Below are 13,369 nucleotides of genomic sequence, written 5' to 3' on the forward strand. Positions count from 1 at the left end.
GACGTGTCAGCTACCGAAATCGACTATTACGAACTGCTCGAAGTATCGCGTGACGCCGACGACAAGACGATCAAGTCGTCCTACCGCCGGCTCGCCATGCGTTTCCATCCGGACAAGAATCCGGGCTGTGACGATTCCGAATCGCGCTTCAAGCAGATCAGCGAGGCTTACGACTGCCTGAAGGACCCGCAGAAGCGGGCGGCCTACGATCGCTATGGCCATGCCGCATTCCAGCAGGGCATGGGTGGCGGCGGCGGCCCCGGCATGGGTGCCGAATTCGGCGACATCGGCGATATCTTCGAATCCATCTTCGGCAGCGCCTTCGGTGGCGGTGGCGGTGGGCGTCAGCAGGCGCGCCGCGGCGCGGACCTCCGCTACGATATGGAAGTCAGCCTGGACGAAGCGTTCCACGGCAAGACCACCGAGATCACCATCGAGGTTTCGCAAAGCTGCGATCCCTGCCACGGCACCGGCGCCGAACCCGGCACCGGCAAGCGCACCTGCAATATGTGCGCCGGCCACGGCAAGGTGCGCGCGCAGCAGGGCTTCTTCGTGGTGGAGCGGACCTGCCCGACCTGCCACGGTCGCGGCGAAGTGATCGAAAAGCCGTGCCGCGCCTGCGGCGGCGAAGGCCGCGTGGATCGTCCGCAGACGCTGGAAGTGGAAATTCCACCGGGCGTCGATTCGGGCACCCGCATCCGCCTTGCCGGCAAGGGCGAGGCCGGGCCGTTCGGCGCGCCTCCGGGCGATCTCTACATCTTCCTCCATGTAAAGCGCCACAAGGTGTTCGAGCGTGACGGCACTTCGCTGCTGACGCGCGTGCCGATCACTTTCACCACGGCGGCACTGGGCGGATCGATCGAGATCCCGGGTATCGATGGCGAGCCGATCACGTTGGATATTCCGGCGGGCATCCAGTCCGGCAAACAGCTGCGCAAGCGCGGCGCGGGCATGCCCGTGCTGCAAGGCCGTGGCCGCGGCGATCTGGTTATCGAGATCACGGTGGAAACGCCCACCAAGCTCTCCGCGCGCCAGAAGGAACTGCTGCGCGAACTGCAGTCCACCGAGACGGGCGACGAATGCCCCGGCTCAAAGGGCTTTTTCGACCGCATCAAGGAAGCGTGGAACGATCTGACCGAGTAATTTCGGCAAGGTCCTTCACCGATGAATTTCGTCACGCCGTCCTCGCCCACGCGAGGGCGGCGTGATCTTTTTGGGGTAGGTACAGGCGCTTCCTGCTCTACCCGCTCTCGTCATTGCGAGCATAGCGAAGCAATCCAGGGCAGTTCCGCGCCGCTCTGGATTGCTTCGCTATGCTCGCAATGACGAAAGTAGGGTATTTCCGATCAAACCCGGCGCAGCACTTCGATCCGGATATTCCGCACGAGCGCCGGATCGGCATTCAGCCGCCCCTGTTCCTCGGCCAATACGGCCAGGAATGCCTCGCGCCGGAAGCCGTCCAGTTCCCGCTCGTCCAGCGCATGTTCGCCTTCCAGCGTGGAAGCGAGCAGCTCCACCATCCGCTCCGCCCCATGCAGGCGCCCCCACAAGTAGTCGTTCTCGCGATAGGCGCGGCTGAAGAAGGCGCCGAAGTTGTAGAACTCGCTGCCGCGCAGCATCGGCCCCTGCCGGATGGCATGGCAGTCCTCTGGCGAGATACGGTCGACGCGGATGGGATCGAATTCGTCCAGCCCTTCGCCGCGCAGCAAAGGCAGCGTCACGGTATCGTAGAAGGGATAACCCAGATAGGCGAGGAGCAGTCGCTTGCGCAGCCCGGCCGGCATCGTGGACAGCATCTCGGCCAGGATTTCGTCCACGCGGGCATCGATCTCCAGCAGGTTGCGGCGGTCTGCCACGTGATCGAGCAGGGCGCCCGGATCCTCGAACACGCTTTCGGCCCGTTCGACGAATTCCTTGCCCAGAAACGAGACCGCTTCAGCCTCGATACACAGCGCCAGCGCGCCGTAGATCGCCTCACGCGCGGCATCGCGCTGGCTCTCGTCGACGTCGCCGTCGAGGCTCCATTCCTGCGTGACTCGCCGGGCGAGCAGGCGCAGGCGGCGAATGCGGAAGGAGATGTCCTGCATCCGGAAGAAGGCAGCCATGCCCGGCGATGTGCCGCCACGCAAAGGCTGCATCCGGTCGATGCCGTTTTCGGAGAGATAGGCGTAGAGCCGGTCCGCGATCGGCGCGGTGGATCCCACGCCCAGCGCCGGTGCCGCCTCGAACACCAGACGCGCCAGCATGGTGACGACGCCGGTGAACTTCACCTGCACATAGCCGTGATAGGCAAAGCCCGCCTGTTCGAACGCCGCCTGCTGCGCCCGCGCGCGCCACGCGGCGAGCCGCTTGGGCGTCGGCCGGTCGAGGAACAGTGTATGCCCGAACAGGCTGCCGACGGTCTCTTCGATCTCCGGCCGCAGGGCGCGGACGATGGCGCGCAGCGTCGCCATTTCGCGCGATTCTTCCTCCAGCGCTTCCAGATTGTCGCGAATCGGCTGTTCGCGCGGGATCGAAGAGAGCGATCCGAAGATCGTCGTGAAGAAGCCCGGGGGGCGCGTGTCGCGGCGCAAGTCGGCGCCGACACGGTCGGGAGCGGGATCGATGTAGACGAAGCGGCGGTCCACCTCCCGCGTGGCGGGCCGGCTGCGCAGCACGCGCATGGCATCGGCGAAAGGCGCATTCACCAGCACCGAGCCATCGATAAGCGAGACCGAATCGAGATCGCCGCGCGCCGCATGCTCGGGCATGATCCGGCGCAAGAAGGCATCGCGTCCCGGCCAGTCGATGCCGTTTTCGGCGACCAGCCGGTCGATTTCCTCCAGCTGGAGCGGCGGAAAGGCCCCCGGGAAGCTGGCGGTGGAACGCGCGGCCATGACCAGTTCGGGCAGTGCTGCCAGTTCCTGCGCGCCGCCGGGTGCGCGGAAGCCGAAGGTCAGCCGATGTTCGCTTTCCAGCACAAGTTCGGGCGAGTGCAGCCGCAGCGTTTCCAGATGACCCTTGAAGTCCGTGGCAGTGACGAACAGGTCGATCGGGTGGCGCATGGGCAGCAGGGCAGGGCCGCTGGTGTCCTTCATCGCCGACATCGCGCGATAGAGCAGGCGAGAGAATCCAATGCCGCTGAACGGCGGTTCGAACCAGCGCGACCGGATCAGGCGCGAAAGTTTGTCGCGCACTTCCTGTCGCGTTTCCGGCGCGACGCTGGCGCTGACCGCGTTGCCCGGTCGGTTCAGTAAGTAGGTAGCGATGGGATGCGCCCAGAACTTGGAGCGCCCGGACCATGGCCGTGCCTCGGGATCGAGCAGTTCGTCCACATCGGCCACATCCAGCCAGAGGTCGGTGAGCGGTTCCAGCGACTGTCCCGAGTGGATCGCCTGCGCGAGGAAGATCGAGTTGATGCCGCCCGCGCTGGCCCCAGCCACGATATCGCACAGCACGCGCAGGCGCAGGTTCCCGGCCTGCTCAAGCCGGCGCAGCAGCTTCAGGTAAATGGCCGTGGTGCCGGTGGGCGCCAGGTCATCCGCCCAATAGGCGCGACTGGCCTGCAGGGCCTTCCACAGCTCTTTGGTGACTCCATGCATGTAGACGGCAAGGCTGACGCCGCCGTAGCAGACAAGCGCGATCCGCAGTTCCTTCTGGCGCATGGACTTAATGTGGAGCGAGGCGTGGCGAAAGGCAATTGCGTTCTCATTCCGTTCCAGATAATCGATGCGCCATGGCAAAGCCCAAACGTCGATATGTCTGTCAGGCCTGTGGAGGCGTCACTACCCGTTGGCAGGGCCAGTGCGCCGATTGCGGAGAGTGGAACACCCTGGCCGAAGAGGCGCCGCAGACGGTGTTCTCCTCGAAGCACGATCTCTCGTCCGGCGGGCGGCCGATCCTGTTCACGCCGCTCGATGCCCCGGGCGAACTGCCCAAGCGCCGGGCTAGCGGCCTTGCCGAGTTCGACCGCGCGCTGGGTGGCGGCCTTGTTCCCGGATCCGCGATCCTGCTGGGCGGCGATCCGGGCATCGGCAAGTCCACGCTGCTGCTTCAGGCGGCGGCGCATATCGCCAATTCGGGTAGTGCGGCGGTCTACGTCAGCGGCGAGGAAGCGGCCGGGCAGGTGCGTCTGCGCGCCGAACGCCTAGGCTTGTCCAAGGCACCGATCCAGCTCGCCTCGGCGACTTCGGTGCGCGACATCCTGACGACGCTGGGCATGATGGATGCGCCCACGCTGCTGGTGATCGATTCGATCCAGACCATGCATTCGGACACGATCGAGGGTGCGCCGGGTACGGTCAGTCAGGTGCGCGGCTGCGCCTTCGAACTGATCCGCTATGCCAAGGAAAACGACGTTACGCTGATCCTTGTCGGCCATGTCACCAAGGACGGCAATATCGCCGGCCCGCGCGTGCTGGAGCACATGGTGGACGTAGTGATGAGCTTCGAGGGGGAGCGCAGCCACCAGTATCGCATCCTTCGCAGCCTGAAGAACCGATTCGGCCCGGTGGATGAGATCGGCGTCTTCGCCATGGAAGGTGCCGGCCTTGCCGAAGTGGGCAACCCTTCGCTCCTGTTCCTGTCCGGCCGAGAGGACGCGATGGCGGGCAGTGCGGTCTTCGCGGCGATGGAAGGCACGCGGCCGGTACTGATCGAAATTCAGGCGCTTATCGTGCGGTTGCAGAGCGGGGCCACACCGCGCCGTGCCGTGGTCGGTTGGGATTCGGGCCGTATGGCGATGCTGTTGGCGGTGCTGGAGGCGCGCTGCGGGCTCAATTTCTCCAGCGCGGAAGTCTATCTGAACGTGGCCGGGGGCTATCGTCTGGCCGATCCGGCGGCGGACTTGGCCGTGGCAGCTGCGCTGGTTTCGGCGCTGGGCGACCGGCCGCTGCCGAAGAACACCGTCTGGTTCGGCGAAGTCTCGCTGGCGGGTGAAATTCGCCCCGTGGCCCATTCATCGATCCGACAGCGCGAATCGGCCAAGCTCGGTTTCGGTCGCGCCTATGGCCCGGTGGCGACCGCCAATCCCGAAAAGGGGCTGGATTTCACAGGGCTTTCCATGTTGCCCAACCTCGTTGACCGTATTCTGGCAGATGCCTAGAGCCTGCGGCAAAGCCGGAGGACATCTGGGTGCTTCCTCTTCGGCAATGCAGGCTCTAGTTTCGCGGATACCATGACCGGTTTCGATATTGCAGTTCTCGTCATCGTCGGCGTTGGCGCCATCACGGGGTTCATGCGCGGTTTCGTGCAGGAAATCCTTGCCTTGGGCGCCTGGGTTTTCGCCGTCATCGCCATCCGCACGATGCATACGCCGCTGGCCCACTGGCTGGAGCCGCATACCGGCAGTGGATCGGCTACGCCGGTGCTGGCCTTTGCGATCCTGCTGCTGGTGCCGTTCGCGGCGGTGAAGCTGGTGGCGAACTGGGCGGGCCGCGCCAGCCGTGCCTCGCTGCTGGGCCCTATCGACCGCGTGCTGGGCTTCGGCTTCGGCGCGGTGAAGGGCGTGCTGATCGCGGTACTGGGCTTCTCCGTACTGGTGCTGGGCTACGACACGATCTGGGGTGCGGCTGGACGGCCCGACTGGATCAAGCAGGCGCGCACCTATTCCTTCATCAACGCCAGCAGCGAAGCGCTGGTGAAGATGCTGGCCGAACGCCGGCGTGAGGCTCACGCGGCAGAGGCGGCGCAGGACAGCGGGGCCTGAGCGGGCCGGTGTCCACCGCGGTTCTCTACACGCCCGAAGTTCTGGGCCTAACCATACGGCTGGCGGCACATGGCTGGGACGGGGATCTACCGTTTCAGGCGGAAGCGCGCTCCCCCAGTTGCGGCAGCACCATCGCCCTAGGTCTGGCGCTGGATGAGGCGGGCAGGGTTGAGCGGATCGGTGTGCGCAGTCAGGCCTGCGCCATCGGGCAGGCTGCGGCGGCGATATTTGCCGATGCCGCGCAGGGCCGCTCGCAGGCAGACCTTGCGCAAGCCGCGCAGGCCATCGCCAACTGGCTTGGCGGTGAAGCGCCTCTGCCCGACTGGCCGGGCCTTTCCAGCATCGCTGCGGCGCGCGATTATCCGGCGCGGCACGGTGCCGTGATGCTGCCGTGGAAGGCCGCTCTTTCGGCGCTTTCCGGGGACGGCGCGACGGGCTAGACTGGTCGAACGGCCCCGGGGAATGGGCCCGGGGAAAGGGCTTGGGGGATCTATGGCACAAGCCGCGCAGCTTTCGCATGCAGAGGAACCGAGCGCCTCCGACATCAGGCTGGTCATCGCTGCCTCGTCGATGGGCACCGTGTTCGAATGGTACGATTTCTTCATCTACGGCACGCTCGCCGCGGTGATCGGCAAGACCTTCTTTCCATCGGGCAACGTCACGCTGGAAACGCTGCTGGTATGGGCGGGATTCGCGGTGGGCTTCGGGTTCCGGCCGCTGGGTGCGATCCTGTTCGGCTTTCTGGGTGACCGACTGGGGCGCAAGTACACCTTCCTCGTCACCGTCACCCTGATGGGCGTTGCCACGGCCGGTGTCGGCCTGATCCCCTCGGCCGCGAGCATCGGCATGGCCGCGCCCGCCATCGTGCTGCTGCTGCGCGTGCTGCAGGGCCTTGCCCTTGGCGGCGAGTACGGCGGCGCGGCGATCTACGTTTCGGAACATTCCCCGCCGCATCGGCGCGGCTTTCACACCGGCTTCATCCAGGCCAGCGTCGTGGGCGGTTTCGTGCTCAGCCTGATCGTCGTGCTGTCCTGCAAGGCGGCGATGAGCACGGCAACCTGGGAAGCCTGGGGCTGGCGCCTGCCTTTCGTGCTGTCGATCGTGCTGCTGGGCGTTTCGCTGTGGATGCGCCTGAAGCTCTCCGAAAGCCCGGTGTTCAAGGCGATGCGCGAAGAGGGGGAGATTTCCGGCAATCCGTTCAAGGAAAGCTTCACCTACCCCGGCAATCCCAAGCGGATTTTTATCGCGCTATTCGGCATTGCCGCCGGGCTGACAGTGATCTGGTACACCGCCATGTTCTCGGCCCTGGGCTTCCTGAAAGGCGCCATGCGGTTGGAGGAGACCAGTGCCGAGATCATCGTCGGCATCTCGGCGGCGGTGGGCATGGTATTCTTCGTGATCTTCGGCAGCCTTTCCGACCGCGTCGGCCGCAAGCAGCCGATCGTCATCGGCTATGTACTGACGCTGCTGCTGCTGTTCCCGGCGTTCTGGGTGATCGGCAACTACGCCAATCCGGGGCTGGCCAACGCGGCGGAACAGGCACCGGTTTTCGTGGCCGGGCCGGATTGCCGCTACAATCCGTTCAAGGCGGAGCAGGCGACGCCTTGCGCAAGATTGCTGGGGGATCTGGCCGGTATCGGCGTCTCCTACCGGCTGGATGCGGCGCCGGAATTGAAGATGCTGGTCGCGGAAAGAAGGCTGCCGCTTGAGCACTATCCGTGGGATGACAAAGTGGCGCGTGGCAAAATGCTGCAGCACTGGCTGGGCCAATCCGGATACGATTTCGCGAAAGTCCGCCCCGGCATCGGGGAAGCGCTGACGATCGGCGGGGTCTTGATCGTGCTGATGGCGCTTTCCGGCGCCACTTACGGCCCGGTGGCGGCGCTGCTTTCGGAAATGTTCCCGCCGCGAATCCGCTATAGCTCGATGTCGATCCCTTATCACATTGGCACGGGATGCTTTGGCGGTTTCCTTCCGCTGATTTCCAGCTACATGGTCGCCAGCAGCGGCAACCCTTACCAGGGCCTCTGGTACACCTGGGGGGTGGTTGCACTCGCCCTCGTGGTCTCGCTGTGGGGGCTGCGGGGCGGCCCTCCGCGCGATTATGGTGACCATGCTAAACATTCCTGGGCTTCCTGACTTTCCGACGCCTGCCCTTCGTCTCGACATCGACCGCGAAGCTCTTGCCGCCAACTGGCGTGCGCTGAACGGATTGTCGGGCGCAGCGCAGGCGGGGGCGGCGGTGAAGGCCAATGCGTATGGCCTGGGTGCAAGAGAGGCTGTTCCCGTGCTGGCCAAGGCTGGCTGTCGGGATTTCTTTGTGGCGCACTGGGGGGAGGCCGCCGAACTGATCGGCCTTGTCGATCCCAGCAGAATCGCGGTGCTGCATGGGCCGCTGAATGATGGAGACATGGCTTTCGCGCGCGCGTCGGGCGTGGTGCCGGTGCTCAATTCGCAGGCGCAGGCGCAGCGCTGGATGGCGGGAGGCGGCGGCCGCTGTCACCTGATGGTGGATACCGGCATGAACCGCCTGGGTGTGTCGCTGGGCGAACTGGCTGATGCGGCAGTGCAGGGATTGGATATCGATGTGCTGCTATCGCACCTCGTTTCCGCCGAAGAGGAAACCGATCTCAACGCCCGCCAGTGCGCGCTCTGGAATGAGGCGCGTGGCATGGTGGGGCATTCGCGCGCCAGTCTTGCCAACAGTGGCGGCATTGCGCTGGGCCCGGATTACCACGGCGATCTGACGCGCCCCGGGATCGCGCTTTACGGCGGCATTCCGCGCGGAGAGATGGCACCTTTGCTGCGCCAGGTCGTCCGCCCGCAGGCCGCAGTGCTGCAGGTGCGCGAAGTGCAGGCGGGCGAGACGGTGGGATACAACGCCACCTTCACCGCACCCCGCGCCATGCGCGTGGGCACGATCGCGATCGGCTATGCGGATGGCTATCTGCGTTGCTGGTCGGGCAAGGGCGTATTCGCGGCCGATGGCATAAGGCTGCCGGTGTTGGGCCGCGTCAGCATGGATATGTCGGCGATCGATCTTTCCGCCGCGCCGGACATTGGCGAGGGCGATTGGGTGACTGCACAATATGCCCTGCCTGAAGCCGCCGCGATCTCCGGCCTTTCGCAATATGAATTGCTGACCACGCTCGGCCGCCGTTTTGGACGCTGATTCGGATTTTGCTGCGCAGCAAATTGTGTTGCGTTGCGACAATGCGGAGTGGTATCGTGCAACTCTAAATCAATTGGGGGTTGGCCCAGGATAATCGGGGATTGGTCATGCCAGAAGCGGGTTCGCACGAAGACGACACCGTAATAATCAAAAAATACGCTAACCGTCGCCTCTACAACACACGATCTTCAAGCTACATCACGCTTGACCATCTTGCGAAGATGACGCGTGAGGGTGTGAACTACAAGGTTCTGGACGCCAAGACCGGAACCGACATCACGCACACGATCCTGACGCAGATCATCATGGAAGAAGAATCGAACGGGGAGCAGATGCTTCCGGTCAACTTCCTGCGCGAACTGATCAGCATGTACGGCAATTCGATGCAGTCGCTGGTGCCGCACTACCTCGAAGCGTCGATGGACAATTTCCGCGCCAACCAGAGTAAGCTGCACAAGGCGTTCGAGGACAGCCTTGGCAACAATCCGCTGGCGAAGCTCGCCGAACAGAACATGGCGATGTTCAAGGCTGCCGCGGCCGCTTTCATGCCCGGCGCCGAAAAGCCGGAGCCCAAGGCACCGCCCGCCGAGGACAAGAGCGATCTGTCCGCGCTGCGCGATCAGATGGCGGAAATCCAGAAGAGGCTTGACGCGCTGGGCAAATAAGGGTCTGCGCAAGGGCCCGATGCGCCGGTGATTTTCCGGCGCGACGGGCCCGAATGCGGCGGATGGTCCGCCCGCATCGATGCAAGCAGGAAGAGCCTCAGTGTCCGCCATTCGCCACGCCCTCTCCGTCAAGCGCGAGGACGATTTCGCCCAGTGGTACCAGGAAGTGATTTCCGAAGCTGAAATGGCTGAGGAATCCGGTGTTCGCGGGTGCATGGTCATCAAGCCATGGGGCTATGGCATCTGGGAACGTATCCAGCGCCTGATGGATGACCGCATCAAGGAAGCCGGCGTCACCAACTGCTACTTCCCGCTGTTCATCCCGCTTTCGTTCTTCTCCAAGGAAGCCGAGCACGTCGAAGGCTTTGCCAAGGAAATGGCAGTCGTCACCCATCACCGTCTGATCGGTGACGGGAAGGGCGGCCTCGTGCCCGATCCCGAAGCCAAGCTGGAAGAGCCGCTGATCGTTCGCCCCACTTCGGAAACGGTGATCGGTGCGGCCATGGCGCGCTGGGTCCAGTCGTGGCGCGATCTGCCGCTGATGGTCAACCAGTGGGCCAACGTCGTGCGCTGGGAAATGCGCACCCGCATGTTCCTGCGCACCAGCGAGTTCCTCTGGCAGGAAGGCCACACCGCCCACGCCAACCGCGAAGACGCGATGGAAGAGACGCTGCGCGCGCTGGAAATGTACCGCGACTTTGCCGAGACCGAGCTGGCCATGCCGGTGATCGCCGGCGAAAAGCCGGAGAACGAACGCTTCCCCGGCGCCGTTGCCACATACTCGATCGAAGCCATGATGCAGGATGGCAAGGCACTGCAGGCCGGCACCTCGCACTACCTCGGCACCGGCTTCGCCAAGGCTTCCGGCATCCAGTATCAGGACAAGGAAGGCACGCAGCAATACGCCCACACCACCAGTTGGGGCACGTCCACCCGCATGGTTGGCGGCATGATCATGGTCCATGGCGACGATGACGGCCTGCGCGTGCCGCCGATGGTGGCGCCGCACCAGATCGTGATCCTGCCGATGCTGCGCGACAATGACGAGGACGCAGCGCTGCTCGCTTATTGCGAGGAACTGCGCAAGGCTCTGGTCAAGCAGTCCGCGCTGGGCGAATCCGTGCGTGTCCTGCTGGACAAGCGCCCGGGCAAGGCCACGCAGAAGCGCTGGGCCTGGGTGAAGAAGGGCGTTCCGCTGATCCTCGAAATCGGCGGCCGCGATGCTGCGGGTGGGCAGATCTCGATGCTGCGCCGCGACAAGCTGTGGAACGAAGCGGCCAAGGCCAACTTCGTCGCCATGGCAAAGGACGACTTCATCGCCCGCGCCGCGGCGGAGATCGAGGACTTCCAGGCGTCGCTCTATGCAGAAGCCAAGAGCCGCCGCGATGCCAACGTCACCCGCCTGGGCAGCTTTGACGAGCTTTCGGCGTTCTTCTCGGACGACAAGCGCTATCCGGGCTGGGTCGAAGTCGAATGGGCCCGCCCCACCGGCGCCGAACTGGAAGCCGTCGTGCAGAAGCTCAAGACGCTGAAGCTGACGATGCGCAACACGCCGCTGGGTGAGGAAGCGGCCACCGGCACGTGCGTGTTCACCGGCCGCCCGGCTGTTGAGCGCATCTACGTGGCGCGCTCTTACTGATGTGGTGCAACCGATGAACTGAAAGGAAGAGGGCGTGCTGAGATCGATCAAGTACAACCTGTCGAACCTCCTGAACTTCAAGGGCCGCGATGCGCGGCAGACCTTCTGGTTCTACGTCCTCTTCCTGTTCATCATTCGATATGCCGCCGGCATGTTGATCTCCATGCCGATGATGGGCGGCATGATGCGCGGTGCATTCAGCGCTGCGCAGCAGGGCGCGTCGGAGACCGAGCTTCAGGCCCGCATGATGGCGCAGATGGCCGGTTACATGCGCACCTCGATGACGCTGAGCGCCGTGGTGTCGGTTATCGCCGGGCTTCTGCTGCTGGCCGCCTTCATGCGCAGGTTGCACGATTCGAACCGACCGGGCTGGATCGCGCTGATCGCCCTGGCCCTGTCCTTCGCTTCGACGGCGCTCGTCTGGTCGAAGATGGATGAAATCATCGGCGCGATGAGCCGGATGTCGGAGGCTGATCCGGCTGGTATCCTCGGCTTTCAGTCCAAGTTCGTCGGCGCCAGCCTGATGGGTTGGGCCGCGCTGCTGATCGTGATCGTCTTCGGCGTCTGGCCTTCCACGCCCGGCGCCAATCGCTATGGAGCGGCTCCGGTTCGGTTCTGATGCCGGCTCGGGTCTTGCCAAGCGCGGCGCAAGGCCCGACAAGCGCGCCATGAACAACAAGATCCTGGTCGCACTTTCGCTTTCATCCAGCATTTTCAGCCCGATCGCCGCAATGGCGGCCGACGCTCCGGCTGCCACGGCGGACGTTTCGGAAGCGCGGATGCATGCGGATGTGGAGAAGCTGGTCTCCTTCGGCACGCGCCATACGCTGTCGTCGGACACCGACCCCAAGCGCGGCATTGGCGCGGCACGGCGCTGGGCGGCCGATGAATTCCGCAAGACGTCCAAGGCCTGCGGGAACTGCCTGGAAGTCGTCATGCCCGAAAGCATGGTCAGCGGCACGCGCATTCCGACGCCGGTAAAGATGGTCGACGTGGTCGCCATCCAGCGGGGCACCGAACGCCCGAACGAAGTCGTGATCGTCGAAGCGCATATCGACAGCCGCGTGACCGATGTCATGGATATCAAGAGCGACGCCCCCGGCGCCAACGACGATGGTTCGGGCACCGCGCTGGTCCTCGAAGCCGCACGGGTGCTGTCCAAGCGCAAGTTCCCCACCACGATCGTCTATGCCGCGCTCTCGGGCGAGGAGCAGGGGCTGTACGGCGGCAAGTTGCTGGCGGACTATGCGAAGAAGCAGGGCTGGACGGTCAAGGCGGTGCTCAACAACGACATCGTCGGCGGCAGCCGCGGGGCGGACGGGCTTGTCGACGATACGCATGTGCGCCTGTTCTCCGAAGGCCCGCGCGCCGATGCCACGGACAAGACTCGCGCCGATGCACGCCGTTTCGGTGGTGAGAACGACAGCCCTTCGCGCAACATCTCGCGCTTCATTGCCGGGCTTGCCGGCGGCGTGCAGGACGATCTGGAAGTGCGACAGGTCTGGCGGGCGGACCGCATGGGCCGTGGCGGCGATCAATTGCCGTTCCTTGAGCAGGGCAACCCGGCCGTACGCTTTTCGGTCGCCATTGAGGATTACAACCATCAGCACCAGGATTTGCGCACCGAAAACGGCGTTAAGTTCGGTGACACGATCGACGAGATGGATTTCCCCTATCTCGCCCGCGTGACCCGTCTCAACATCGCCGCGCTGGCGGCTCTGGCGAAGGCGCCCATGCCGCCGACGCCGACCGCCGATGCTGCGGTGAAGACCTGGACGGACGTTACCTGGAAGCCAGTGCCCGGCGCGGTTGCCTATTCCGTATGGCGGCGCCGCACCGATGCAGCGGCCTGGGAAGCGCAGCCCGTGGTCGCAAAAACCGCCGCGACGAGTGTTAAACTCGACGGGCTGCGCGGCGATGACTGGATTCTCGGCGTGAATGCGATAGCTGCCGATGGCAGCGAAAGCCCGGTTGCCGCTGCAGTTCCGGGCGGAGGATATAATCCTCTTGCTTCTCCGGAATAGGGATCAAACCGGAGCAGTTTGGCAATTTCGCCCCTATTGTCATTCTCTAGTGAATGAGTAGAAAATCCCAGCTCCAGGCATGCTGGCCCTTGAAGTGGCCGGAAATCCTGGTGTTTCGCTGCGTGGCACATCCTTCTCGATGCACGGGCGGGGGAGTGACGAGCGTTGGAAAGAGTTAACGGC

11 protein-coding genes are annotated in these 13,369 nt (G+C 64.4%); 10 read left to right on the top strand and 1 reads right to left on the bottom strand.

All coding sequences use genetic code 11. The annotated features are described in order from the left end of the window. The first annotated feature begins 3 nt into the window (after positions 1-3). Positions 4-1,143, top strand: a complete 1,140-nt coding sequence (gene dnaJ, locus ACZ1JC_RS19760; RefSeq protein ID WP_465135263.1) for a molecular chaperone DnaJ — start codon at positions 4-6, stop codon at positions 1,141-1,143. Positions 1,144-1,346: 203 nt separating this feature from the next. Here dnaJ and ACZ1JC_RS19765 read toward each other — a convergent pair whose 3' ends face one another. After that, positions 1,347-3,644: a patatin-like protein gene (locus ACZ1JC_RS19765; RefSeq protein ID WP_465148385.1), complete on the bottom strand. Its 2,298-nt coding sequence runs from the start codon at positions 3,642-3,644 to the stop codon at positions 1,347-1,349. Positions 3,645-3,715: 71 nt separating this feature from the next. Between ACZ1JC_RS19765 and radA the strand changes: the two genes are divergently transcribed. The 9 genes from radA to ACZ1JC_RS19810 all read left to right on the top strand — a co-directional run bounded on the left by radA (position 3,716) and on the right by ACZ1JC_RS19810 (position 13,186). Beyond that, on the top strand, positions 3,716-5,083 hold the full coding sequence (gene radA, locus ACZ1JC_RS19770; protein WP_465135261.1) for a DNA repair protein RadA: 1,368 nt from the start codon (positions 3,716-3,718) through the stop codon (positions 5,081-5,083). 72 nt (positions 5,084-5,155) lie between these two features. Next, on the top strand, positions 5,156-5,686 hold the full coding sequence (locus ACZ1JC_RS19775; protein WP_465135260.1) for a CvpA family protein: 531 nt from the start codon (positions 5,156-5,158) through the stop codon (positions 5,684-5,686). Between the two features lie 8 nt (positions 5,687-5,694). Further along, entirely contained in the window at positions 5,695-6,126 is a 432-nt protein-coding gene (locus ACZ1JC_RS19780) for an iron-sulfur cluster assembly scaffold protein (protein ID WP_465135259.1), read from the top strand. A gap of 52 nt (positions 6,127-6,178) precedes the next feature. Next, positions 6,179-7,825, top strand: coding sequence for an MFS transporter (locus ACZ1JC_RS19785; protein ID WP_465135258.1), 1,647 nt, complete (start codon positions 6,179-6,181; stop codon positions 7,823-7,825). Beyond that, positions 7,800-8,858, top strand: coding sequence for an alanine racemase (gene alr, locus ACZ1JC_RS19790; protein ID WP_465135257.1), 1,059 nt, complete (start codon positions 7,800-7,802; stop codon positions 8,856-8,858). The genes ACZ1JC_RS19785 and alr overlap by 26 nt, the downstream gene beginning before the upstream one ends. A 107-nt stretch (positions 8,859-8,965) precedes the next feature. Further along, entirely contained in the window at positions 8,966-9,523 is a 558-nt protein-coding gene (phaR, locus tag ACZ1JC_RS19795) for a polyhydroxyalkanoate synthesis repressor PhaR (protein WP_465135256.1), read from the top strand. A gap of 79 nt (positions 9,524-9,602) precedes the next feature. Continuing rightward, entirely contained in the window at positions 9,603-11,162 is a 1,560-nt protein-coding gene (gene proS, locus ACZ1JC_RS19800; RefSeq protein WP_465135255.1) for a proline--tRNA ligase, read from the top strand. A 34-nt stretch (positions 11,163-11,196) separates the two neighbouring features. Continuing rightward, positions 11,197-11,781 carry a DUF805 domain-containing protein gene (locus tag ACZ1JC_RS19805; RefSeq protein WP_465135254.1) on the top strand — a complete coding sequence of 195 codons (585 nt, stop codon included), beginning with the start codon at positions 11,197-11,199 and terminating at the stop codon, positions 11,779-11,781. Positions 11,782-11,830: 49 nt separating this feature from the next. Next, positions 11,831-13,186, top strand: a complete 1,356-nt coding sequence (locus ACZ1JC_RS19810; RefSeq protein ID WP_465148384.1) for a M28 family peptidase — start codon at positions 11,831-11,833, stop codon at positions 13,184-13,186. Positions 13,187-13,369: the final 183 nt, after the last annotated feature.

It is taken from the genome of Sphingomonas sp. BL-S-28 (genome assembly GCF_055521515.1).

Excerpts from the sequence above, each read along its gene's own strand:
- ACZ1JC_RS19765 (WP_465148385.1), bottom strand. The coding sequence starts at position 3,644 with ATGCGCCAGAAGGAACTGCGGATCGCGCTTGTCTGCTACGGCGGCGTC.
- radA (WP_465135261.1), top strand. The coding sequence starts at position 3,716 with ATGGCAAAGCCCAAACGTCGATATGTCTGTCAGGCCTGTGGAGGCGTC.
- ACZ1JC_RS19775 (WP_465135260.1), top strand. The coding sequence starts at position 5,156 with ATGACCGGTTTCGATATTGCAGTTCTCGTCATCGTCGGCGTTGGCGCC.
- ACZ1JC_RS19785 (WP_465135258.1), top strand. The coding sequence starts at position 6,179 with ATGGCACAAGCCGCGCAGCTTTCGCATGCAGAGGAACCGAGCGCCTCC.
- alr (WP_465135257.1), top strand. The coding sequence starts at position 7,800 with ATGCTAAACATTCCTGGGCTTCCTGACTTTCCGACGCCTGCCCTTCGT.
- phaR (WP_465135256.1), top strand. The coding sequence starts at position 8,966 with ATGCCAGAAGCGGGTTCGCACGAAGACGACACCGTAATAATCAAAAAA.
- proS (WP_465135255.1), top strand. The coding sequence starts at position 9,603 with ATGCAAGCAGGAAGAGCCTCAGTGTCCGCCATTCGCCACGCCCTCTCC.
- ACZ1JC_RS19810 (WP_465148384.1), top strand. The coding sequence starts at position 11,831 with ATGAACAACAAGATCCTGGTCGCACTTTCGCTTTCATCCAGCATTTTC.